We start from the raw sequence: 26,431 nt of genomic DNA, 5'->3' as shown, positions 1-26,431 counted from the left end.
TCTAATTTGTATAACTTGTTAACCAGGTATCTAGAACAAAAATATCATCATAATTTTCATCTTCCATAAGCTTCTTAACTTCCTCTACTGTTCCCTTTACCACTACCCCATAGCTATATATTCCATACTGCTCTACATAGGATACTATACTTTCATAATCAAAATAACTTCTAATAACCTTATTAAACTTCTTTTGGTCATTCATATAATTTAGTAATGTCATAAAGTGTTCTTCGTAAATCTCTGGAGGTATATCAACACCATCATACTGTAATAAATCAAGGTATGGATATTTTTCTTTATCATAAAAATTAGTCATTCCATATCCTGATCTGCCTAGTGTAATTCCAGTGTACCCTTGATAGCCAACTTCACTTATTTTTACTGGTGCATAGAAGAAGCCTACCTTATCATACTTTTTCATATAATCACACAACTCTTTTACAGTAATATTATTTTTAAAAGAAATAGCCACCTTTACTTTAGTTGTTGGTTTTAAATCATCAAATATTTCCCTTGCTCTATCTTCACTTTTATAATCACTTCCTACCTGTCTATTAAAAGAAAATGTTCCCCATTTCATTCCACTTCCAAGATATAAAAAACCATAATCACCTTCATTTACTAATCTTCCTCTTTTTATTGTTGCTGTTCTTTTTTCAAAATGTGAATCTAGTTGCGTTTCTAACGTAATCTGATACTTACCAAAGCCCTCTTTTTCAATTTTGGGCTTATAAATAAATCCTCTATCCACAGAATGTAAATCCATATATGCAAATATAGGTATAGCTATTTGATTAATAGAGCCATTATTCACTTTAATCTCCTTAGCTGGATTATAGAATATTAAATTCATAATTGGTGATAAGATAATATATATAAACATAATAAAAGTAACTACTGAACTTGCTACTATTATTGCATATTTTTTTAACTTATTATTAATAGCTTTGTTTATATTAATAGTTAGTTCATCTTGCTCTTTTCCCATTTCATCTAAATTATATTCTTCTACTTTATTTGTTCCAAATAATTCTTCATCAATTTTATCATTCAAATATTCATTTATAGCTTCAACTTTTTCTATCTCTTCTTCTATTTTAGCTTTTTCCCCTTCATTTAACTCTCCACTTTTATACTTTTTCAATATATCCTTATCCCCCATAAAATCCTCCTCCCTAACTTTATAGATCCTTATGGTCAGTAATTATTTTCTTTAGCTTAAGCTTTGATCTGTGTAAGGTTACTCTTATATTTCCTGGCGACATTCCAAGCTGATTGCTAATATCTTGTTGGTTCAATTCACTAAAATAATACAACTCTACTACTTCTTTTTCCTTGATAGAAAGCTTTAATATAGCTTTATATAATATCATCTTTTGCTCTTCAACTAGTAATTTATCTATTACATCATCTTCATTGTAGATATCAATATTTTCGATTCCTTGAACAATATATCTTTTCCTTTTTCGCCACTGATCAATATAAAGATTTCTAGCAACCTTATATAACCAATGTAAAATATCTTCATCACTACTCTCCATCGATATTAATGCCTTAAAAAAGGTGTCTTGCATAAATCCTGTGCCAATAGATTATCCTTACAGAGGGAATATATATAAAGATAAATTTGATTTGAATATTTTTTATACAAAGTATCTAATACTTGCCTCTCAATAATCACCACCACCCCTCACTTATATAACGGATAAAGATATATAATGTTACAACTCTTTTCTAAAAACTCCAAATTATTCCACAAAATCTCCATATGTATATTCTATATAACTATGGTAATTAAGAAAAGATTATAAAAAAATAGTAGCCTATTATTTATTTTGTAGACTACTACTAATTAACCTTATCTTATTTTAAAGTTCCAATCTCCATCCTTATATAAATCTACTCCACCAATCTGGAAATCTAACCTTCCAGTTATTCTTTCTGATAGTTTTAAGTCTTCATAATCAAAATTCATAATTATAGGGGAACCATCTGCTGAACCACTACAACCATGATTGCGGAAATTCGCATTTAATAAGAATATCTGTGAATCTTCCTTTTTAAACTTATGTACATCAAAATATAGTTCTACTGATTCTTCTGTTCCTTTTATGGACTTCAATAAAATTTTTTCGTCTATATCTTCTAAATAAATCTCTTTATTTACCTCTATTGTTTCTCCTTTTTCAGGAATCTTAACTTTTATCTTTGGCATATTTACTAAGTTATAGTCTACCTCTACTCTATTTATATTAATATTTAAATTTGATTTTACTTCTCCGCCTATTACAAACTCATTTCCTTGTCCTGAGTAGTTAGAAGAATTTACATTATAAGCTTTACCTTTATCGTCTGAAATTGAAAAGTAATCTTTAGGATAAAAAATATTAGATTGAATATTAATATCTTCCTTATTCCATAGAGATATATAAGTATTTTCTTCAAAAATATACTTATTACCTCCAATCATAATTCCACTATCTTTACTATTTCCTCCAACATCACTATATTTATATAACTTATCTTCTTCTACTAATGAAATACTAATAACATCTTTATTATCACTTACCAAAGTAAACTCTTTAACCATCCCTTCAGTTTTATAGCTTTGATTAAAAGAACTCCTTATGCCACCACTTCCTATTGAATACATCTCTGTTTTTACTAACTCTCCATTAGGAAGTCTTATACTGAACTTATCCTTTAAAGAATTTATATACTTTTCTTCTTCTATTTTTGAGTTATTAAAATCATATTCTATCCAAATCCCTATGGTTACTTCATTCTCTTTGCTAATTACACTCTTTATCAAAACTTCTTTTCCATCAATTTTAGTTACTATAGGCTCCTTTAATACGTATACTTCCTCACTTGTACTAACTAATCCTAAACCTGGATTAAAAAATAAAGCTTCTTTTATCTTAGCTACTACATTCCTTCCCATTGGTGAAACCAACATAAATACAACTGCTAAACTAGCTACTAAAGCAATCTTTAATCTCTTTGACATTCTTGTACTACTTACTCTGTTCTTTAATTGCTTCTTAAGCCTTTTCTTTTGAATATCATCCATAGGTATTTCCATTTCTGAGGTTATATCAAATTCTATATCATTTAACACTTTATATATATCATTATCATTACTCATAATTTTCTACCTCCTCTAAAGTAGTATACTTAGCTCTAAGCCTCTTCCTTGCCCTACTCACCTTAGTGTTTATAGTCCCTTCCCCTATATCTAACTTTTCTGATATTTTTCTAGAACTATATCCAAATAGAAACTTCATAACAAATATACTTTTATCTGGCTCTTTAAGAAAGTTTATTAAATCCAATACCTTTCTAGTTTCAATTCCTATAATTATATCTTCCTCTATAGACTGACTATCCTGTAAATTATGCTTGTCTATATCACTTGTCTTATACTTTTCATTACTATACTTTCTATAATAATCAATAGCCTTGTACTTACTAATTCCTGCTATCCAATTTTTAAATTTTTCATTTTCTCCACTAAACTTGCCTATGTTATTCCAAACACTAAAGAAAATATCTGATATACATTCCTCTATTAACCCATTGTTTTCTAAAGGAAGTAATACCTTTCTTACAACTCCGTTTACAATAGCAGAGTATTTGTCTATGATGTACTCTAATGCCTTTTCATTTTTCTTACAGAGCTCTATTAAATAATTTTCTTCATTTATTTTCATACAAAAACTCCTTTCAAGAGGCCTCTACTATTAATAACGAATATCCTAATTAAATCTTACACTATTTTTATATAACTTTATTAAATATCTTCTCAAATAAAAAAGGTGGGGTAGATATTTATTTTGCTTGTTCCGTCGCTGTACTCCAAGTCACATAGAAACAAATATCCATCCCTCTCATACTAACTGTAAAGAAATTATAATAACTCCTTTAATTTGTAGGCAATTAAAATTTTATACTTTTATATACAAAAAAAGAAATCGCAAAGCGATTTCCAATAAACTTATTTATCTTTTCTTGGTATAGTTATAATAAACTCTGTTTTTTCAATATCACTAGTTACTGATATTTTACCTTTGCATTTCTCTATAGTTTCTTTAACTATGGCTAACCCAAACCCATGCTCTTTATTAGAATTATCCTTAGTAGAAAATCCTGATTGAAAAATTTTATCTATTACTTCATCTTCTATCATAGGTCCATTATTTTGAATACATATAACTATATCATTAAATTTTTCAAATGTTCTAATAGCTAATATACCTTGTCCATTCATTGCTGTTACAGCATTACTAATAATATTAGAAAGAACTTTTTGTAATTCAAACTCTGCCATTTCAATATCATTTAAATCTGCATTTTCATCTAATATAACCTTAATACCTGTTTGTCTAATTCCTTTAGTAATTATGGCTATTACTGAATCTGAATTATTTGATACTTCTATTGCTGTATCTATACTATTATGTCCATTAATTATATCCTTTAATAACTCTCCTGCTCTTTCATAACGCTTCATTAAATGTAATCCATATAAATATGAAATTTGTGCTCCATAATCATGTTTTATCTTATTTAGTTCTTTTATTCTTTCTTCTAATGAATCATTTAACTTTTTTATCTCCCTTGACCTTTTTTCTATTGAAGCAAAATACAATGTTGCACCTGCAAAAGTTAATACTATTATTGCAAATACATAACCTCTATATATAGGGTCATCACTCCAATTAACTATCTTATCAAAAGATAGAAGTAAATCTAAAAATACTGTCAATAAAACTAAAAATATAATTGATATATTTCTACTTTTAATTGTTCTATATAATTTATAGAATATTTTCTTGTTCATAAGAATTAATAAAAAAAGTATATAATTTATACCGTATATAAACACCACTACTCCTAGTTCTATATACTCTTTAGGCAACATAGGCTGAATATATGCCCAATAAAGCTTACTACTAATTAAGGCTGATAATCCACCTACTAAATACAAAATACTATAGGATATGGTTACACTAATTTTATCCCTTCTGTAAAACATCAATACAATAACAAAAGGTACTAAATGACTCATTATAATACTTATGCTTGAGTTACCCATAAATTTCATTACTATTTGTAATCCTAGCCATACTGAACTAACAGCTAATATACTTCTACCCTTTTTACTTTTATATCTATCCTTTACGCAATAATTAGGCAATATTACAAATACAACTGCTTGAAGAATGCTGTTTATTATGTCCGTTATATTTAAAATCAAAATCTATCCCCCTAAACTTGTTATATCGTTTGCACTTCATTAATACCATTTATAGCAGCTTATGTCAACAAAAACATATCTTTTCCGACATAAATATTTTGTTTTCTATATCATTTTTTAAAATTCACATATACTTAATAAACTTTTTTAATATTGTAAAATTAACACAACTTTATTCATAAACAAAAAAGAGAATCCTGCATTAGATTCTCTTTTCTAAGTTACACCTTTTTTCTTGGTAATATTATAATAAATTCTGTTTTTTCAATATCACTAGTTACTGATATTTTTCCATTACATTTTTCTACTGTTTCTTTAACTATAGCTAATCCAAATCCATGTTCTTTATTAATATTCTTTTTAGTAGAAAAGCCAGATTCAAATATTTTATCTATAATTATATTTCCAATCATAGGGCCATTATTTCTAACACATATTATTATATCATTAAAATTTTCATATGTTCTAATAGCCAACGTACCTTGTCCATCCATTGCAGTAACCGCATTGCTAATAATATTTGATAACACTCTTTGTAGTTCAAGTTCTGTTATATCTATGTTATTCAAATCTGCCTGCTCATCTAATATTATATTTATGCCATTGTGCTTAATTCCCTTAGTAATAATAGATATTACTGAATCTGAATTATTTGATATTTCTATTGCATCATTTATACTATTATGTCCATTAATTATATCTTTTAATAGCTCTCCTGCTCTTTCGTAACGCTTCATTAAATGCAATCCATAAAGATATGAAATTTGTGCCCCATAGTCATGCTTTACTTTTCTTAACTCTTCTATTCTTCCTTCTAAAGCATTATTTAATTTCTCGATTTCTCTTGCTCTTCTTTCTATTACTGCAAAATATAATGTTGCTCCTATAAAAACTAATACTATTATTATTAATACACAACTTGTATATATAACTTCTTTGCTAGAATTTATAACTTTAGTAAAAATTAGAAGTAGATCTAAAAAAAACGTTAACAAAATAAGAAATACAATAGATATATTTCTTGTTTTTATTGTTCTATATATCTTATAAAATATATTCTTATTTATTAAAATTAACAAAATAAATATGCAATTTATACTATATACACATAATAAAGCACTTATCTCTATATATTCTATTGGAAATTGGGATTTAATAATCTCACAGAAAAAACTACTAAATAAAGCCATTAATCCGCATATTAAATATAAAATATTATAAGATATTGCTACGCTAACTCCATCTTCTCTATAGAACATCCATACTATAAAAAACGGTGCTAAATGGGTCATAATAATACTTACACTTGAGTTTCCTATACATTCCATTACTATTTGCAACCCTAAGGAAACTAAAACTACAGCTAAAATAAGTTTATTCTTTTTATTTTTATGATTATTTTCAACACAAGAATTTGGCACTATTACAAATACCATTGCTTGAAAAACACTATTTATTACATCAGCTATAATTAAAGTCAAAATTAATCTCTCCTAAACCTTCTATCTCTTATTTCTCATAGATTCTGGCATTTCTTCTGCAGCTATACCAAACATAGATGCTGTATTTATTGTAAACACAGCTGATAGAAATAAAATTAGACACCCTAAGCTCTTTCTTAATTTCATAATAACACCTCCTTTCTAAATATTAATTTATTCTTTTATTAAACATTAACATTATTTGTATAGTAATTGTCCACATTATTATTGAAGATACCCTTGCACTAAAAAATATAAGTGTTAAAAGAGTTAAAATTAATACATTAAAAACTCCAATCCTTCTATTTCTTCTTATATTCTCTTTCTTCTTCATGGGCATCTTATCATTAATAACAGGCGCTCTATGATAAACACAAAATATATTTATTCCACCTAAAACTAACTTACTAGTCAAATCCAACTCATTATTTATAGCCAAAATTATTATTAACAATTCTATTATAAGTGTTGCAATAAAACACTTAATCTGAGAATCTTCATGATATCCTCCTATAAATGGTTTTGTAATTACCATAACAAAAATTATAGTAATAGCTTCCTTACCATATCCAATAATATAAAATAATATAATTTCAAAAACAATCTTAGTTATTTCATATAAAAAAACTTTTAAGTTATATTCTATTTCTTCCAATTGATCTGTAATAAAACTATTATCCTTTGATATATAACATATTATACTTTTAGTTATCTTTTCAATCATATGTACACCTTGCAACAATTTTCATTATACATTATTATACTATTTTTGTTCATTTTTAACAATATATTAGAAATATTTCCCCGACTTTTTTTAGTGTTTATATATTAATAACTTTTCCATTTCCTATACCCATATTACATCATTCTCATTACATTTATTATGTAATATAACTCGAAAATTAAATATAAATTAACTCCCAAACTTTTTAGCATTGCTAACATAAATATAAGAACATATCTAATAAAAAAGTAGCTCATAAGCTTAAGAACTTATGAACTACTTTCTATATTATTCTAAGCTTTCACCATTTGATGAAATAACTTCTTTATACCAATCAAAAGATTTTTTCTTTCTTCTTTCTAATGTTCCATTTCCTTCATCATCTCTATCTACATATATAAAACCATATCGTTTTGACATTTCTCCAGTAGAAGCTGAAACTAAGTCAATACATCCCCAAGTTGTATATCCAAGTAGTTCTACTCCATCTATTTCAATGGCATCATGCATAGCTTTAATGTGCTCTCTTATATATTCAATACGATAATCATCATTAATTGCCCCATCCTCTTCAATTACATCTTTAGCCCCTAATCCATTTTCTACAATAAATAATGGCTTTTGATATCTATCGTAAATAGAATTTAATGTAATTCTTAATCCAAGTGGATCTATTTGCCACCCCCACTCGCTAGCACTTAAATATGGATTTTTAACAGATGCAAATACATTTCCCTCAGTGGTTGGAGCCATTTCTTCAGTACTTGCAACTTTACTTGAATAGTATGAGAATGATACAAAGTCTACAGTATTATTCTTTAATAGCTCTAAATCTCCTTCTTCCATTGCAGGCATAGTATCTTCTCTTTTCATCTTCTTTAGAGCATAATTAGGATACTGTCCCCTTGCTTGTACATCTATAAAGAAATAACCTTCTCTATCCTTTTCCATTGCCTTCCATACATCCTCTGGTTTACAAGTATAAGGATAAGTGTTTCCTGCAGCAAGCATACATCCAACCATATTATTAGGATCAATTTCATGAGCTATCTTTGTTGCTAAAGCACTTGCCACTAGCTCATGATGAATAGCTTGATATTTATCCTTCATTTCTGTTTCTTTATTCTCAATTAATAATCCTGCTCCCATAAATGGTGCATGAAGTATCATATTTATTTCATTGAAAGTTAACCAATACTTTACTAATCCTTTATATCTTGTAAATAAAACTCTACATAAATTTTCATAGAAGCCTACAAGCTTTCTATTTTTCCAACCACCATATTTCTTAATTAGATGAATAGGGCAGTCAAAATGTGTTATTGTAACTAAAGGCTCAATTCCGTATTTATGACATTCTTTAAATAGGTCTTCATAGAATTTTAGCCCTTCTTCATTAGGAGTTTCTTCATCTCCATTTGGGAAAATTCTTGACCAAGCTATAGACATTCTATAAACCTTAAAGCCCATTTCTCCAAATAAAGCTATATCTTCTTTAAAATGATGGTACATATCTATACCAACCTTAGCTGGATAGTATTCTCCTTCATGAAAGTCTAATGTATTATCTAAACCTAGCATAACCTTAAAACGATTCTTTCCATGTGGTGTTATATCCACATTTGCTAGTCCTCTTCCACCTTCGTTATATGCTCCTTCACATTGGTTTGCAGCTGTTGCTCCTCCCCATAAAAATCCTTCTGGAAAACTCATATTAACTCCCCCTTAATTAAAGTAGTTCAAAGTTAGTTTCTTTAACTTCTGATGAATTACATCCTATATATAGTTTGAACTTTCCTGGTTCTGATTTAAATTCCATACTAGCAGTATAGAATCTTAGCATTTCTTCATTTATTGTGAATTTAAACTCTTTCTCTTCACCTGGTTGTAGCTCAACCTTCATAAATCCTTTAAGTTCCTTAACTGGTCTTACTACGCTACCCTTTATATCTTGAATATATAATTGAACTGTTTCTAATCCTGCCACGCTACCTACATTTTTTACCTTTATAGTAGCTATTATTTCACTATCATTAGTTAGTTTATCTGAATTTAAGTTAATATCCCCATACTCATATTTAGTGTAAGATAATCCATATCCAAATGGATATAATGGACTGTTTTCTACATCTATATATCTAGAAGTAAATCTTGAATTGTGAATAGAAGTTTTTACTGGTCTCCCTGTATTAAATTCATTATAGTAAAGAGGTGCTTGCCCTACTCTCCTTGGGAAGCTCATAGTTAATTTTCCTGATGGATTCACATCTCCAAATATAACATCTGCAACTGCATTTCCCCCTTCTGTTCCTGGAAACCATGCTTCTACAATTGCATCAACTTTCCCTACTACATCAGTTAACACAAGTGGTCTTCCATTAAATACAACTAAGACCACTGGCTTTCCTAACTCTTTTACTTTTTCTAATAAATCTAGCTGTATCTTTTCTAGAGATAATTCTGTTCTACTTCCGCCTTCTCCACTTTGAAGAGGATGTTCACCTAAAGCCATAATAACAATATCAGATTTCTTAGCAGCTTCAATTGCTTCATCCATATCTTTTTGTGGATCAACTTCTATTTTTTCTTCTTCTACAGCTCTACCAAATCCACCTAATATAGACTTATCTTCAATCATTTCACATCCTTTTGCATAAGTGAAATTCTCTTCTGATACCTTTTCCTTTACTGCATCCATAAGAGTAATAACATCCTTTGGATTACTGTTAATAGCCCATGAACCAGACAACACTCTACTTTCACCATATGGCCCTATAACAGCAACCTTTTTATCCTTTGAAAGTGGTAATACACCATTATTCTCAAGTAATACTATTGATTCTCCTGAAATCTTTCTAGCAAGCTTACGTTTTTCTGGTGATAAGATTACTTCTTTTTCTTTATCAATATTTGCTCCTCTATATGGATTTTCAAATAAACCTAGCTTATTTTTAAGATTTAAAATACGCCATACTGCTTCATCAATAAATTCTTCGCTAATAACCCCATCTTTAACTAAACCTTCAAGCTGATTTGAATAAACAGGTGTCTTCATATCTATATCAACACCAGCTTCTATTCCAAGCTTTGCTGCTTCTCTATCATCTTCTGCAACTCCGTGAGCTATAAGTTCTTGAATTGCAGCATAGTCTGAAATTATTACTCCATTAAAGCCCCATTCTTCTCTTAACACATCTCTCATAAGCCACTTATTGCCTGATGCTGGTATACCATCAACTGTGTTAAATGATGTCATAACAAGCTCACATCCGCTATCAACAGCTGCTTTATAAGCTGGCAGATAATCTTCTCTTAATCTTCTTTCAGACATATCAACGGTATTGTATTCCCTACCACCTTCTGGTGCTCCATAAGCTGCAAAATGTTTTACGCAAGATGCTATATTTTTATCTGGATTTAAATCCCCTTGATATCCTTCAACAAATGCTTTTGCAAATTCACAGTTTAAATAATTATCTTCACCTGTAGACTCCATTACTCTTCCCCATCTAGCATCTCTAACCAAGTCAACCATAGGTGAAAATGTTATGTGAATTCCTGTAACTGCTGCTTCTTCTGCTGTATTACTCATACCTTCTTTTACTAATTCGGGATTCCATGTACATCCTAAAGCAAGTGGTATTGGATAAGTTGTCTTATAGCCATTTATAATATCAGCCATAAATAATAGTGGAATTTTATGTCTGCTCTTTTCTAAATATTCTTTTTGTATCTTTATTAATTGCTCTGCTCCAAATACATTAAATATTGATCCCACATTATCTACTACTTCTTGATCTATACCTAACTTTTGTTTTGGCCCTACTGCTAAAGTGTCTGACTTGAAAAATTCTCCTGATAATTGAACTAATTGATATATTTTTTCTTTTAATGTTAAATCATCAAATATTTTTTGTAATTCTACTTTATTCATTGCTACACCGCCTTAAATATTTATTTATATAGCCTTTTAAGGAATAGAAATTACATTAAATTTTTTGAAATGTAGTTCTACCCCTTAAAGTTATTTTATTTTTTCAATTCTTTATACATTGTTACCATCTCTTCTATTAACTCTTTAGCTAAAATGGATGTCATTAAATGATCTTGAGCATGAACCATAATAATACTGTAATTAGAATTATCTCCATTCGCCTCTGCTTGTAATAACTCGGTTTGTGCATTATGGGCAAGTAAAGAACTTTCTTCAGATTCTTTTAATAAAATTTTAGCTTCTTCATATTTTCCTTCTCTTGCCTTGTGAAGTGCTTCAAATGCCTTTGTTCTTGCTGTTCCAGAGTTTGATATTAAATTTAGTGCTATTAATTCTTGATCCATTATATTTTCTCCTTGTTCTAAACAGTTTTGCGGTTATACAGAGTCTCCTGAAGTTTCTTGTTCTTTTTCAGCTGCTAAGTATTGCTTATCTAATAATTTCATGAATGGTATCCATATAACAAATCCTAATGCAAAAGTTGCTATTGTTATAACTACAGACCAAGGATTAAAGTTAGTTGCAATTAATTGTTGTATAATTGGAGGACAAGTCCATGGTGCTTGGAATATTGGAATTGCTCCTGTTAAAATTACTAATAAATATGCTAATCCCGCTTGTAGTGCTTCAACAAATATCCATGGAAGCATTAATGTAGTATTCATGATTACTGGTAAACCAAATACAAATGGCTCGTGTATATTGAATAGTGCTGGTACTAATGATAATTTACCTATAGTCTTTGATTGTTTTGACTTACCTACAACACATAAAGCAACTATTTCTGATAATTTAGCTTGTCCTGTAAAACAAGTAAATGCTGCTGTTAAAACATATGGTAATGGTTCTCCTGCATTAAATGCTTCTAAATTTGCTGCCATTGCTACCATTGCAATTGGTTGCCATACAGTATTTAAAACTAAGTTTGTTCCATGAATTCCAAAGAACCAAAGTACTTGAGCTACGATAAGTATAAATAAGAATACCCATATGTTATTACCAAAACTTAAGAATGGTTTTGTAATAATTGTATCAACACAGTTTTGTAATGTACCAAATGAAGTCATTTCAAATATTAATCTAATAGCAAGTGCAACTAATATAGCACCACCAAATGGAATAATTGATAAGAATGGTTTTGCTACATTTTCAGGAACTGAGTCTGGCATTTTTATTGTAAAATCTTTGTTATGCAGATATGCTAAAACGCTTATTGATATAAAAGTAATTAATAATGCTGGGAACACACCTGATGCTCCTAATACATTAGTTGGAATAAGTCCATTTACAATTGCCCCTTTAATAGTTTCACCATTTACAACTACATCTGAAACTGCTGTAAATGGAGTTACTAATAAAAATGAAGCTAAAGCACACATAATACCATAAAGTGGATCTATATCTTTTTGCTTGGAATAACTTCTTGCTGTACCTACAATTACATATATTGCTAGTAACCCCAATGTAACAGGACTTATAGGTGCAAATATCTTCTTTAATATAGCATCTACGCTTGGTGCAAAATCACTTAAGAATGGAAAATTACTTAAGATAAGTGCTACTGATGCTATTAGCGTTACAGGTAATGAAGACATCATCCCTTCTTTAATTGCTGTCATTACTTTATTTCTATTTATTTTGTCTGCTAATGGCATTAAATATTTATTCAACCCATTTTCTAATTTTTCCATAAAACTATTCATTTCTATTTCCTCCTATCATATAAGACTATTTATTAATCATTTTCTTAATTTGTTTTAATATATTAGCTCCATTGCCCATACCATAATCAACTGGGCTTATTGTACTAAGTGGCTTATTGTAATTGTTAGCTATTTCTAAAAGTTGATCTTTTTTATAAGCAATTTGTGGTCCTAGTAATATAGCATCGTAATCTTTTATTACTGATTCTAGTTTTTCATATGCTTCTGCATTTATTGTCCATCCTTCTTCTTCTGGACCAAAAGCAGCAACAATTTTTTTCTTTACTAAACTTGTAGACATTCCAGCTGCACAAACCAATAAAATTTTCATTTATAATTCCTCCAAACCAAACGTTAATGATATCATTTACATTACTTTTATATAGCAATATCCATGCCATACACTTCTACTGCTTTATTTTTCTTATATAAAAATAAAAAAAGATGCTGTAACCCTTGTATTTACAACATCTCTAAATATTAATATTTTTTATTAATTTCACATGCTTTCCTAATTATACTGATTAACCCCTAAATATACACATCACAATTTTAAATATACACATTATTTTATACACATATACTATAGGTTTTTAATTAATGTGTATACATAATAAATTTCATCATCAACAAATTCCATATCACATTTCTTTTCTATGGGCTTTAAAATTTCTTTTATTTTACTTATCTCTTCTTTATCTATTGAAAGTTTATCTATAGCTATATACTTTTCCACATGTTCCCCAAGTTTAATTCTATCAATGCTAGATATCATATGCATTATGGCACCTACTATGGTATCTAAATTCAGAGTTAATCCAAACTTTTCTTCGACATTATAAATAAATTGAATTAGCTCATCTTTAGTAGAAGCTAAATCATAAGTTTTTATTTCACCTTTAAATGCCTCAATTATTTTGCCACACATATCTTCTGCATCATCTTTATCTTTATTTACAGATGTAAACTTAGAAGACTCCATATCAATAAGTTTTTCTATTTTATTAAATCCTTTATTACTAAATAATTCACTTGATGGAACAAATGGTATTCCATATATATCTGGATTTATACTCCCTACAATAGCTATAATATTTTTTTCATTAGAAAGTCTTTTTATCTTAATTAACATATCTTCTCTATCTAGTATAGACATAGCATAAATATCAATGTTTTTATCATTAACTACCTTATTATTTTCTATCATGCTCTTAAGCTTAACTGCAGCGCCTTCGCCAGTAATGCACAAAGTAACTATTATATTCTCTTTCTTATATTCATGCCTATTATAATTTGTATCATCATAGCTAAATGTATATTTAATATTATCAATAGTTTCCCTATATATTTCTTCAATATCATTATTGATCAGTGCTTTTCTTGCAACTTCTATGGCAATAAGAGTACTTACCATATTTATCACTTTAACCTTTATTCCAGTTTCACTATAAATTAAATCTCCGAACCTATCTAAAGATCCCATATCAACTAAAAGAATTACTCCTGAACCTTCATCGATATTTCTAACTATTTCTTTTATCTCTTCATAAGCTTCCTTTGTAGATTTATCTAAATCCATATCATACGAATAAGTATTATTGCTCCCAAGTAACCTATTAACAACATTTTTCATAGATGTTGCTGTACTCTCTCCATGCATAGCAATAAGCACTCTTGGCTTATTATCTATATATTCATTACTATTGGTATATTCTTCAGTTATAAACATTGTTATAAAAGCAACCTCATCCTTAGGAATACTAATCTCATATACCTTTTCTATGTTGTGCGCCAACTCTAAGGATATTTCAAATTCTTTACTATGATTTGTTTGTATTTCTTGTAACTTATGATTAACAATAAATCTTCCTTGCTTAATTCTTTCAATAGAAGTACTAATATGAAGACACAGACTATAAAATATTTGCTTTGTGAATACCCTCTTTAATCTTATTCCTACACATTCCATAAAATCTTCTACCATCTTTATAAGAACACCATCTACAATCTTAGATATTTCTTCTTTATTAATATCTGTAGAAATTTTATATATATAATTTTTAAAATATTTATCTATATCCATGCTCATAATCATATATATATCATTTTTATTTAAGCCTCTATTCTTAAGCTGTTCCATACGATTTTCGAGATTGTTATATAATGTAATAAGACTATCTTCCGATTCTCTTATAGTTTCAATTGGCTTTTCTCTATCCCTTGTAAACTTAAATAAACTCTTTTCAATAACTATTTTATCTATTTCTTTTTTATTTGATTTATAATTTAATATTCCCATCTTTACATGATTAGGGAATTGATTAATATCTACTACTATCTCTTTATTTCTATTTACCATACTGCTTAAAAAGGCATTAGCACAACCAAGCTGAATATCATTCATAAGTTGTCCAACATTTCCTGTACAATTGTATAATAAAAGGCTTTTTATAGCTTCAGGCGTTACTACTACCTCTCTATTAACTCTCTTTGCTTCCATATAAAATGATTCACTTATTAACTTAAATCTTTCTTTATATGTTCTTTCTGTAAGAGATGGTATGGCAATAGTCATAGGTATTCTTCTACTAAATGTACTTAATAAAACTTTCTCTTTCTTTTCAGTTGTTGCACATATAATTAGCAAATCAACCTTTTTATATTTTTCTACCTCTCCTAAAGGACGGTACTCCCCCTTATCAATTAGATAGAATAAAACTTCTTGCCCTTCTGGAGGTAATCTATGAATTTCATCTAAAAATAGTATTCCTCCATTTGCCTTTTCTACAATCCCCTTTCTATCTTCATTCGCTCCTGTATATGTTCCTTTTTTTACACCAAATAAATAAGAGAGTAATAATTGAGGATTGTTTGCATAATCAGCACAGTTAAAAGAAATGAAAGGAGCTTCTTCATCTAATACTTTAGTTGATTTAGCATACTTATATATTGTTTCTGCAAATAGTGTCTTCCCTACCCCTGTTTCTCCAAGCAACAAAGTATGTAATCCCCTTGGGGGATACATTATAGCTGCTTTAGCTTGTAAAATACATCCCTTTAAACTTTCTTCACTTCCAATTAATTCATCAAATACAGAAACTTCATCTACATGAATTTTATCTAACTTATTTTCAATTAATGATTCTTCAGTTATTTTATAGATAACAGGTTTCCCTTTTATTTTTATTAGTTTCTCTTCTCTACATAACTTATTTAAAACGGCACTTACATTGGACCTTTTTAACTTCATACCCTCTGCAATATAATTGGTATCACAACCAGTTATAATTCCATTTTTTCTTTCCTGTTCTCTACAGACGTTAGTAATAAAATTATAGATACTATCTTCGCTAGTTTTTTCCCTCATATTATTACCCCCTATTATCTTTTGCTATAAACACAAAGTAAATATTTACATAGAGATTATATCATTTATATACTTACTATAAAAGGAGTAGTATTAAACTACCCCTTTTATTAAATCTATTGATATATTACAGACTTTACTTTCCTTTTAACATCAATTCTATTAAACGGTTTTAATATATATCCACTTACCCCATATTTAGCCGCTTGCGCTACCACTCTTTTATCACTTATTGATGACACAATTAATATTGGAATATTTCTAAAATTATTATATTCTCGTATTTTCTTTAATAGTTTAAAACCATCTATATTAGGCATAATTAAGTCTAATATAAATAAATCTACTTTCTTTTTACTATTTTCAATAAAACTTATATATCTTATAGCATCATTTGCTGAGTCAAAATGCTCTACATTATATCCTTCTATAGTTAGAATATTATCTAATATAGCTAATGAGATTGAATCATCATCAACTATAATAATATTCTTATTTTCTTCAATGGATTTATTAACTTCTATCTTAGAATTATTAATATTCTCTACTAATTTAACTTTACATGACTCTAATACTTTTCTATACCTCTCTAAGAAAAACTTTTTAGATATTATTTTTAATATTTCTGTATCTAAGTAAGCTTCCTTATTATCAGAAATTAGTATTATATCACTTTCTTTACATGTTCTTTTTAATAATTTGGCACAGTTAAGCGAAAAATTATTTTCATTAATATCTTCAACAATTATTATTTCATAAAAATCCTTAGGTAAAGCTGAAATAATCTGAGTATTATAAGCGCTAATTATATTAACATTAATATTAGAGTCCATTAATTCACGAATTATATGTACATACCCATGTAAGTTATTTAGCAAAAACAAAACATTCTTCATAAGTCACCTCCAACACTTAAATACTCCTTTATTTCATCCAAAACATACTGGAACTCTCTTTTAAACTTAACTAAATAACTTTCAATAGCAACTTCATCTGCATCACTTAACGCATAACAAAGTTTTTCACTTACCACCTCTAAACTTTTCATACTTAAATTAGCAGCAGTTCCCTTAATTAAATGCACAACTTCATATGCCTCCATATAATCTGAATTATTAATTAAAAATTCTATCCTCTTTATATACTCCACATAACTCTCACTAAACTTTTTCAACAAATTAAAAAACAGTACATTATCTCCTTGTAATCTTATCATTGCATCTGTATAACATATAAATCTAAATTTCATTATTCATTCCCCTCAATTATACCTAAATGTTTATTAAAAAACTTTTTCTAACTTTTCTATAAATAAATTCTTATTAATTGGCTTAGTTAAAGAATCATTTACCCCAGATTTACTAATTAATTTCTCACTTTTATTTAATGAACCTGCAGTCATAGCAAGTATTATAATACTTTCTGCATTCCAATGATTGCTATTACGTATTTTATTACAGCACTCATAACCATTCATTTCTGGCATTATATGGTCAATTAATATAAGATCATAATAATCCTTATCTGAATCAATAAACTTTTTATATGCCTCTTTTCCATTAATAGCAGCATCAACCTCAAACCCCAGACTATTTAAAAGTTCACATTCTATAATTCTACTTATCTCATCATCTTCAGCAAGTAGTACTCTTTTGCCTTGTCCTATATTAGAAAAATTTTTGTAACAACCTGCATTTATAAAATTAGAATCTACAATTTTTAATGGTAATGTAATATCAAATCTAGTTCCATGGGCTAATTCACTTTCTACTTCAATTTCTCCCCCCATTAAATCCACAATTGATTTTGTTATTGATAAACCTAAACCTGCTCCACCATTATGTTTAGAATTGAACTCATCTGCTTGAGTGAAAGGAAGAAACATCTTATGCATAAATTCTTTTGTCATTCCTATTCCATTATCCTCTACTGAAAATACAAATTGGCCGATGTTATTAGATTTAACTTTTTTAAGTTGAATAGATAAATGGATTTCTCCATTCTCTTCAGTAAACTTTGACGAATTAATAATTAAATTAATTAATATCTGTACTATCTTGTTTTCATCACATATTACGCTAATATCCTCTAAAGAACTTATATCTATGGTATATCTTTTTTTCTTTTGCTCTAAAATTGGTAAAACTATTGAGTTTACCTTTTGAATTATTTCTCTAACACTTACACATTCCTCATATAGTCTAAGTTCACCTAATTTTCCTTTAGTCATGGTTAATAAATCATCAAATAAGTTTAATAAATTATTAGATGCAATTAGTGTATTATTCAAATAATACTGTAATTTTTGTTGATTATCTTTGTTCTTTAAAGCTAGTTCTACAGAACCAATAACTCCATTCATTGGTGTTCTTATCTCATGACTAATATTAGATAAGAATCTTTTCTTTCTATAATTTTCTTCTTTTAATTCTTTATTTTTTTCCCTATATATTAGTAATATAAATAAACTAAATCCTATTAAAAATAAAAATAGTATTATTAAAATAAAACTTACTTTTTCAATACCAATAACACTGTTCTCAATAGATTTAGAATCAATAGATATAATAGAATAAAAATCTTCTGTCAATTTAACAGGATAAATACTTAGAATTTGAGTTTTATCCATATAATTTAATAAGTTAGTTGTACTTTGCTTATCTTTTATTTTATCTTGTATATCTAAAACTTCATTAACCTTATTATAGTTCTTTAATTCATCAAATAAATTTTCTCCAGTTTCAAAACTACTAAAATCATCTCTATAAATAATAGTTCCATCTGAATGAATAATATATCTATCTAATTCACTAACATCTTCCTCATAACTTTCATATCCTTCTATTTCACTAACTATCTCTTTAGCAAAAAGAACTCCCGTAAACTTTTCTCCTTCATATACAGGTACAGCTATGTAAAATATATATTCATTAATTTCTTCATCAAATGCATATTCAAAATCATATTTTTTTCCATTTATAATCTCATTGAAAAACCTTTTGCTTTTAATATCGCTATTATTAGCAGTTACTATATTTCCATTGAAATTAATAAATCCAATATCATAAAATTTAGTATCTATTAATATATCCTTCAATAATTTATTTTTTTTATCTTTATTAGTTTCCTGACTATATATATCTATAAAATCTGATAAAAGATATAGTGATTTAATGCTTGTCTCAAGTTTATTTTCTACTATACTAAGCTGTGCTTCAGATATAGACCTTATATATTTTTTTCGATTAAGATTTAAATTTAACTTTACTAGTAATATATAGAATATAGAAATTAGTATTAGAATTGAAAAGACTCCAATAAAAAAAATTTCTTTCGTCCAATAATTATTGGATTTAATCCTTAAATTCATAACTAATTCTCCTTATCTCTTCAATATTATCTATATATCTATCAACTAAATAAGGATCAAACTGAGTTCCACTTTTCCCTTTTATATAATCTATTGCCTCTTCAATAGACCAACTATTCTTATAACTTCGTTTCATTAATAATGCATCAAATACATCTGCTATAGCTACTATTCTTCCCTCAATAGGTATCTCATTTCCCTTTAATCCATTTGGATACCCTAACCCATCGTATCTTTCATGATGAGATAAAGCTACTATACTTCCTTTTTTTAAATATTTACTGCTACGATTTTTTAATATATCATATCCTATTATTGTATGAGTTTTCATTATTTCAAACTCTTCTAATGTTAATTGACATCTTTTATTTATTATTTGGTCACTTATTCCAATCTTACCTAAATCATGTAGCTGTGCTGCATAATATATTTCTTCTTGCTCTTCTTCACTCATACCTAATACCCTAGCTAATAATTTTGAATATTTAGCTACCCTTACTACATGGTTTCCCGTATCCGAATCCTTTTTTTTAGCTGTTTCTACTAATACTTCTAAGGTTTCTTTTTCGCGCTCCATAATACTTGCAGTAGCTTCTTTTATTCCACGAGCTAATATGGAAGCTTTGTTTTCAACCCTTCTTTGATACTTTATTAACTCTAATAAATTTTTTATTCTCATAATAAATTCATATTTATTAAATGGTAAGTATAAAAACTCTGTAGCTCCACTTTCTAGTGCTTTTAACTTTATAGACTCATCACTAGCAGCAGTAATTAAAATAATAGGTACCTTTTTATCTAAACTTCTAACATTCTTAATAAATTCTAGTCCATTCATTTTAGGCATGATATAATCAACAATAATAATATCAGTTTTTTTCAAATTCACACACTTTAGAGCTGATATTGCATCATAAAAGTATTCTATATTAATATCTATATTCTTTAAAAATGAAGCAATAACATCATGATTAATTTTACAATCATCTATATAAAATAAATTAAAGTCTTTCATAATACTCTCCTTATGTAAACAAACCAACTTTCCAAAATAAAACAAACTTATTAATCAATTGTCATACTTATTAAATTATATTAAAAATAAACTTTTCATTAAACCTTTGTCATTTTTATTCACTGTGACACTTTGTGAATACAAATATATTATTATTACTATCCCGATATTCTTATTTATGTTAACCCAAAAAGTGTTTTACCAATTACTATATATACATATTGATAATATCTGTAAGCTATCTTATAATATACTCTTAATTATTTTGAAAATGGAGGAGATAAAATGTATTCTAATGGATTTAGTTACTTATTAAAAAGCTTGAAAATTTCTCCATCGAAAATGGCACAAGCTCTAAATGTAGATAGAAGCTTAGTAAGTAAATGGAAAAATGGTTCAAGAAAAATAGATACTAATGCTGCTTACTTTGATAATGCTATTGATTATTTAATTGAAAGAAATAGAGAGCTAGAAATCGAATTCCTTGAGAAATTATTTTCATCAATTTATCACACACCTAATAATTTATTAGGTAATACTTCTTCATTAATAGCTTCAACAAAAAAATTTATCTTTGACGATATTAGTAACTACCAACAAATTATTGATAATTCTATTAACAATGGTTCTATATATTCAGCTAATATATCAATTTATGATGATGAAAAGAACGCACTTTTAGGAATTCTTAATTTTCTAAATTCATCTATTTCATATGGGAAACCTCAAAATTTATTATTTGTATTTTGTAAGTCATTAGATTTAATGATGAATAATAAATATTTCAGAAATGAATGGTTAAAAAAAACTTTAATGCTTTTAGATATGGGCTGTCATTTGAACTTTGTATATTCAAATAGTAGTAGCTCAACGCTAGGATTATATTTATTTTCATTAATAAATCATAAAAATTGTAATTTTTCATATTTTGTTGATTCTCTTGATAACTATTACAATTATTCTTTTCACATAACGGAACATAATGGAGTATTTATGTCTTCAAACCAAATAGTTGGCAATGAAACACAGTTTTATAGTGCTTTATTTAAGGATCCAATTAGCATAAAATTTTATACAGGATGGAGTAAAAATATACTTTCCAGATCATATCCAACCTTTTACAACATAAATATTTCTGAAGTTTTAGATAAATTTGAGGTTAATAGCATTCAATTACCTAATAAGGATTCTATTAAAAATACTCATTATAACTATAGCTCCTTTCCAATACCATATATAATGAACGATGAACTATATTACGAAATACTTTGTAATTCAGTTGATAACGAAAAAGATATAGAATTTCATTTCAATTGTTTTAAATCTATTAAGAATTCATTATATAAGAATTCTAACCTTCTCGCTATAGATTTTTATTCTATTAATGATCTTATAGAGTTTTCAAACAAGGAAACTATTATATATGAAAGTATGTCAGAGCTAGTGCCAAAACTGATCCTTACCAAAAGACAATTTAAAAAACATATTTCTTGTTTAATAGATTATTTATTCAGTACTGACTCTTGTAACTTTTGTCTTATTCCTGATACATCTAAATTGAATAATAATTTATTCTACTGTTGGTGCAAGAAAAATGAATTTTTACTTGTTAATTATAAGAATAATTTTTTAGATTTTAAATTTACTACAAATACTCTTTTAGTTAATTCTGTTTCGCTCTTACTAGAGAATACATACTTAAATACACCAGATAACTTTAAATCAAAAGAATATATAGCTAACTTTTTAAAAAGTTTATAAAAATACTTAACATAGTGGATGGTTAATTATATTATTTACCATCCAACTTTTTTATTAATACATATCTTTTAAGCAACGCTCCTTAACTATAAAATTATTTACTACTTTCCTCTGCTTTTACTCTAGTAATTTTACTATCAATAATATAACTTTAAGACTAACTCTCAAACTTTTTATGACTTCTACCAAATAAATATATAAATACAAAAATATAAGAACTTTTATTTTGTACAAAGATAAATCACCTAGATTACATTGCCATTTTTTAAATGTTATGTTACAATTTCTGGTAAGTAAATACAAGATACATATTTGCCGCCGGGTAAATATGTTAAGCGTCAGCTATCCTATCCTTAGGCCTTTGGAGATAGGATATTCTGGCGCTTTATTTTTGGGGAGGTCTATATGGAAAATAAATCTCAACTTAAGGAATTCAGCCGCTACTGTACATTAAATGTTTTAGGTATGATTGGCTTATCATGCTATATACTAGCAGATACCTTTTTTGTTTCAAAAGGATTAGGCAGAAATGGTTTAACAGCACTTAACTTGGCTATACCTGTATATAGCTTTATTCACGGAAGCGGTTTAATGTTAGGAATAGGTGGTGCCACAAAATATTCAATTTTTAAAAGTAATAAAGAAAGAAAAAATGCAAATACCATATTCACAAACACTTTCTATTTAGCCACTGTTATATCTATTGTATTTGTACTAGTTGGTATTTTTCTTTCTAAATCTTTAACTACTGTTTTAGGATCAGATTCTGATGTTTTTAAAATGACAAATATATATTTAAAATGCATCCTTATATTTGCTCCTGCTTTCATTATAAATGATGTACTAATTTGCTTCATAAGAAATGATAACAATCCAAATTTATCAATGTATGCAATGCTAGGTGGAAGCTTATCTAATATAATTTTAGATTATATATTTATATTTCCATTACAACTTGGAATATTTGGAGCTGTATTTGCAACAGGACTAGCTCCTATAATTAGTATACTTATACTATCCCTACACCGTATAAAGAAAAAAAATCAATTTCATTTTATAAAAATAAAACCTAGCATTAAGATGTCACTCAATACTTTATCATTAGGTTTTCCATCGTTAGTTACAGAGGTCTCTTCTGGAATTGTAATCATTGTTTTTAATATGATCATACTTAATCTCATAGGTAACGCAGGTGTTGCTGCATATGGAATAGTTGCAAATTTATCTCTTGTAGTTATAGCAGTATATACTGGTATTGCCCAAGGAATTCAACCACTTATAAGCAAATTTTATGGACATAATGATATAAAAAATATTAAATTAATATTTAAATATGCAATGATAACTATGTCTATTATTTCATGCATAATCTATCTAATTATATTTTTCTTAGCAGACCCAATTGCTAAAATATTTAATAGTGAAAATAACCTTGTACTACAGAGTATTGCAACAAATGGCTTAAAAATTTATTTTATAGCTATAATATTTGTAGGATTTAATATTATTCTACCTATGTTTTTTACTTCTATGGAAAAAGCCTTTTTAGCTCAAATTATTTCTTTATTAAGGGGATTAATTGTTATAATTCCTATGGCTTTTCTACTATCTGCATTAGCAGACATAACTGGTGTGTGGCTAGCCTTTCCTATTACTGAAAGCTTAGTTTCAATATTAGGTGTAATACTTTATTTAAAATCAAGAATGTAAATTAGTTAATAAAACGTACCACATATTATAAAATGGTACCTGTAAGCAGTACACTTTGAAAAAAAGCGCCTCGTTTATAGGTGCCTTTTTATTTATAATATTAATATCTTGGAGGAATACGAAATGAGCAAAATAACATTTGATGAAGAAGCTAGAATCAAACTATTAGAAGAGCAGGTAGAAATTCTAAAAAATTAGACGTGACAGAAAGGAGACTGGTAAACAACAGAATAAAATTAAATAGCAACGAAACTTTTAAATTAATAAATTAGACTATATCTAGCAATGGTTTTAAAAATATGGTCTCCTATTTTTTCAACCTTCTAAATATTTCACGTTCGGGATATTATAATTATTTAAATACTTTGGATAAGAAAGAAGATAGAGAACTTAAATATCTAGAAGCTAAAAATAATATACTTAAAGCTTCAAAATACAAAGATTATAAGAAAGGATTTCGTTCAATAAAGATTCTTTTAGAAGGTGAGTTTTCTATTATTTATAGTAGAAAGAAAATTCAACGTATAATTAGAAAATATGATATTAAATATCCGATAAGAAAAGCTAATCCGTATCGCCGAATGCCAAAAGCAACAAATGAACATAGGGTTATTCCAAACTTATTAGAACGTAACTTCAAACAAGGTATACCTGGTAAAGTATTATTAACTGATATTACATACATACCATATGGAGATAATCATATGGCTTATTTGTCTACCATCAAAGATAGTAGTAGCAACGAAATACTTGCTTATCACGTCTCAAATTCAATAACTCTTGATATCGCAACAACTACAATAGATAAATTAATATCAAAACATAAAAACAATTTACATAAGAATGCATTTATTCATTCAGATCAAGGTGTACATTACACAAGTCCTAAATTCCATAGACTATTGAAGAAAAATAAATTAAGACAATCTATGTCCCGTCTTAGAAACTGTTGGGATAATGCTCCACAAGAATCATTTTGGGGACATATGAAAGATAAAATTGATTTTAGCAGTTATAAAATGCTTGAGGATGTAATTTATTCTATAGATAACTATATTTAATATTACAATAACTATAGATATCAATGTAGCTAAAAAAAGATGCCCCATAAACAATTTAGAAATCATCTTTTATTAGCTTCTTAACTTTTTTATTGTGACCTTGACTTAGGGTCCACTTTATTCTTTAATAATGTGGTACTTTCTTTTTATATTATTTAATCCTAAAATACATCTCTGGTGTGTTTTCATCTATAACTCTAAATTGATACCCTTCATTTTTATAATAATCTATTATATCTGGAAGAGCCTTGTAAGTATTTTTATTCATATCTGTGCAATGCATTAGTAATATTATAGGATGTAAATTTTCACTTCCCTTAATAGCCTTCTTATACAAAACATTAGGATCAAGTTTTTGATTCATTCCATCTGTATTATCTAAGTTCCAATCATAAACTTTAAAGTTATTATCATGCAACTTGGATAAAAACTGTTTACTTAAGTGTTTGTAGCTTCCTCCTGGAAATCTAATTATATTAGGAGAAATCCCAACTACTCTATTTATCTCATTCCTACATTCAACCATCTCTTTTATAAATGTATCCTCATTACGATAAACATACTTAAATTTATGATTATATGTATGCAAACCTATACCATGCCCCTCATTATAAATTCTTTTTACTACATCTTCTTTATCTTTTATTTGATTTCCAATAAGAAAAAATGTTGCTTTTACATCCCTTTCTTTTAATACCTCTAACACCCCATCTGTTACCTTAGAACTTGGTCCATCATCAAAGGTTAGATATATAATTTTTTTATTAGCATAGTCTTCATTATAAGTCTGATCCTCTATATTAAAAACTTTAACACTAGGAACACTTGCACCAAACATAAAGGTTAAAATAAGCATACCTAAAGAAAATAATAAAGATCTCCTTACTCTGTATTTCACTTTTTTTCCTCCTTATTACTTATAGATTAAAACCCATTACAATTTATCTTGTACCATTTCATATATTTAATTCATTTTTTATTT

General features: G+C 27.6%; 22 protein-coding genes. 3 read left to right on the top strand and 19 right to left on the bottom strand.

The window, feature by feature from the left end:
* Position 1: 1 nt before the first annotated feature.
* From DR024_RS01925 to DR024_RS01845, 18 genes are all read right to left on the bottom strand, one after another.
* Positions 2-1,165, bottom strand: coding sequence for an anti sigma factor C-terminal domain-containing protein (locus DR024_RS01925; RefSeq protein WP_055183512.1), 1,164 nt, complete (start codon positions 1,163-1,165; stop codon positions 2-4).
* Between the two features lie 19 nt (positions 1,166-1,184).
* Positions 1,185-1,577, bottom strand: a complete 393-nt coding sequence (locus DR024_RS01920; RefSeq protein WP_055183513.1) for an RNA polymerase sigma factor — start codon at positions 1,575-1,577, stop codon at positions 1,185-1,187.
* 284 nt (positions 1,578-1,861) lie between these two features.
* On the bottom strand, positions 1,862-3,151 hold the full coding sequence (locus DR024_RS01915) for a hypothetical protein (protein ID WP_055183514.1): 1,290 nt from the start codon (positions 3,149-3,151) through the stop codon (positions 1,862-1,864).
* The gene (locus tag DR024_RS01910; protein WP_027096970.1) at positions 3,144-3,716 is read right to left on the bottom strand and encodes a sigma-70 family RNA polymerase sigma factor; all 573 of its coding nucleotides are present in this window, start codon (positions 3,714-3,716) and stop codon (positions 3,144-3,146) included. Before DR024_RS01910 ends, DR024_RS01915 begins: the two co-directional genes overlap by 8 nt.
* 284 nt (positions 3,717-4,000) lie before the next feature.
* A complete protein-coding gene (locus tag DR024_RS01905) occupies positions 4,001-5,263 on the bottom strand; it encodes a sensor histidine kinase (RefSeq protein ID WP_055183515.1) in 1,263 nt (420 codons plus the stop codon).
* Between the two features lie 221 nt (positions 5,264-5,484).
* Complete coding sequence (locus DR024_RS01900) at positions 5,485-6,744, bottom strand: sensor histidine kinase (RefSeq protein ID WP_055183516.1); 1,260 nt, start codon at positions 6,742-6,744, stop codon at positions 5,485-5,487.
* Positions 6,745-6,765: 21 nt separating this feature from the next.
* Positions 6,766-6,891, bottom strand: coding sequence for a hypothetical protein (locus DR024_RS18135; protein ID WP_271841468.1), 126 nt, complete (start codon positions 6,889-6,891; stop codon positions 6,766-6,768).
* 22 nt (positions 6,892-6,913) lie between these two features.
* Positions 6,914-7,468: an accessory gene regulator B family protein gene (locus DR024_RS01895; RefSeq protein WP_055183517.1), complete on the bottom strand. Its 555-nt coding sequence runs from the start codon at positions 7,466-7,468 to the stop codon at positions 6,914-6,916.
* 288 nt (positions 7,469-7,756) lie between these two features.
* Positions 7,757-9,181, bottom strand: coding sequence for a 6-phospho-beta-glucosidase (locus tag DR024_RS01890; RefSeq protein WP_055183518.1), 1,425 nt, complete (start codon positions 9,179-9,181; stop codon positions 7,757-7,759).
* Between the two features lie 16 nt (positions 9,182-9,197).
* Complete coding sequence (gene bglX / locus DR024_RS01885; protein WP_065254562.1) at positions 9,198-11,402, bottom strand: beta-glucosidase BglX; 2,205 nt, start codon at positions 11,400-11,402, stop codon at positions 9,198-9,200.
* Between the two features lie 95 nt (positions 11,403-11,497).
* Positions 11,498-11,806, bottom strand: a complete 309-nt coding sequence (locus DR024_RS01880) for a PTS lactose/cellobiose transporter subunit IIA (RefSeq protein ID WP_172458910.1) — start codon at positions 11,804-11,806, stop codon at positions 11,498-11,500.
* 33 nt (positions 11,807-11,839) lie between these two features.
* A complete protein-coding gene (locus DR024_RS01875; protein ID WP_055183520.1) occupies positions 11,840-13,165 on the bottom strand; it encodes a PTS sugar transporter subunit IIC in 1,326 nt (441 codons plus the stop codon).
* Positions 13,166-13,190: 25 nt separating this feature from the next.
* A complete protein-coding gene (locus tag DR024_RS01870; RefSeq protein ID WP_027096978.1) occupies positions 13,191-13,496 on the bottom strand; it encodes a PTS sugar transporter subunit IIB in 306 nt (101 codons plus the stop codon).
* A gap of 252 nt (positions 13,497-13,748) precedes the next feature.
* Positions 13,749-16,532: a sigma-54-dependent transcriptional regulator gene (locus tag DR024_RS01865; RefSeq protein ID WP_055183521.1), complete on the bottom strand. Its 2,784-nt coding sequence runs from the start codon at positions 16,530-16,532 to the stop codon at positions 13,749-13,751.
* Positions 16,533-16,648: 116 nt separating this feature from the next.
* The gene (locus tag DR024_RS01860) at positions 16,649-17,428 is read right to left on the bottom strand and encodes a response regulator (protein WP_055183522.1); all 780 of its coding nucleotides are present in this window, start codon (positions 17,426-17,428) and stop codon (positions 16,649-16,651) included.
* A complete protein-coding gene (locus tag DR024_RS01855; protein ID WP_027096981.1) occupies positions 17,425-17,781 on the bottom strand; it encodes an Hpt domain-containing protein in 357 nt (118 codons plus the stop codon). The genes DR024_RS01860 and DR024_RS01855 overlap by 4 nt, the downstream gene beginning before the upstream one ends.
* A gap of 33 nt (positions 17,782-17,814) precedes the next feature.
* Positions 17,815-19,902, bottom strand: a complete 2,088-nt coding sequence (locus DR024_RS01850; RefSeq protein ID WP_055183523.1) for a hybrid sensor histidine kinase/response regulator — start codon at positions 19,900-19,902, stop codon at positions 17,815-17,817.
* Positions 19,886-20,917 carry an HD domain-containing phosphohydrolase gene (locus DR024_RS01845; RefSeq protein ID WP_055183524.1) on the bottom strand — a complete coding sequence of 344 codons (1,032 nt, stop codon included), beginning with the start codon at positions 20,915-20,917 and terminating at the stop codon, positions 19,886-19,888. Before DR024_RS01845 ends, DR024_RS01850 begins: the two co-directional genes overlap by 17 nt.
* Positions 20,918-21,202: 285 nt before the next feature.
* Between DR024_RS01845 and DR024_RS01840 the strand changes: the two genes are divergently transcribed.
* The 3 genes from DR024_RS01840 to DR024_RS01825 all read left to right on the top strand — a co-directional run bounded on the left by DR024_RS01840 (position 21,203) and on the right by DR024_RS01825 (position 25,449).
* Positions 21,203-22,678 (top strand): helix-turn-helix transcriptional regulator, encoded by a 1,476-nt coding sequence (locus DR024_RS01840; RefSeq protein ID WP_055183525.1) that lies wholly within the window; start codon positions 21,203-21,205, stop codon positions 22,676-22,678.
* 405 nt (positions 22,679-23,083) lie between these two features.
* Positions 23,084-24,388, top strand: coding sequence for an MATE family efflux transporter (locus DR024_RS01835; protein ID WP_055183526.1), 1,305 nt, complete (start codon positions 23,084-23,086; stop codon positions 24,386-24,388).
* Positions 24,389-24,753: 365 nt separating this feature from the next.
* Positions 24,754-25,449, top strand: coding sequence for an IS3 family transposase (locus DR024_RS01825; protein ID WP_242829688.1), 696 nt, complete (start codon positions 24,754-24,756; stop codon positions 25,447-25,449).
* 151 nt (positions 25,450-25,600) lie between these two features.
* Here the strand turns inward: DR024_RS01825 and DR024_RS01820 are convergent, their stop codons facing one another.
* Positions 25,601-26,347 carry a polysaccharide deacetylase family protein gene (locus DR024_RS01820; protein WP_055183527.1) on the bottom strand — a complete coding sequence of 249 codons (747 nt, stop codon included), beginning with the start codon at positions 26,345-26,347 and terminating at the stop codon, positions 25,601-25,603.
* Between the last annotated feature and the right edge of the window lie 84 nt (positions 26,348-26,431).

Source organism: Clostridium paraputrificum (assembly GCF_900447045.1).
Classification (GTDB): Bacteria; Bacillota; Clostridia; order Clostridiales; family Clostridiaceae; genus Clostridium; species Clostridium paraputrificum.
Note: the sequence above shows the minus strand (reverse complement) of the source record. Positions and strands in the feature narration are given on the sequence as shown.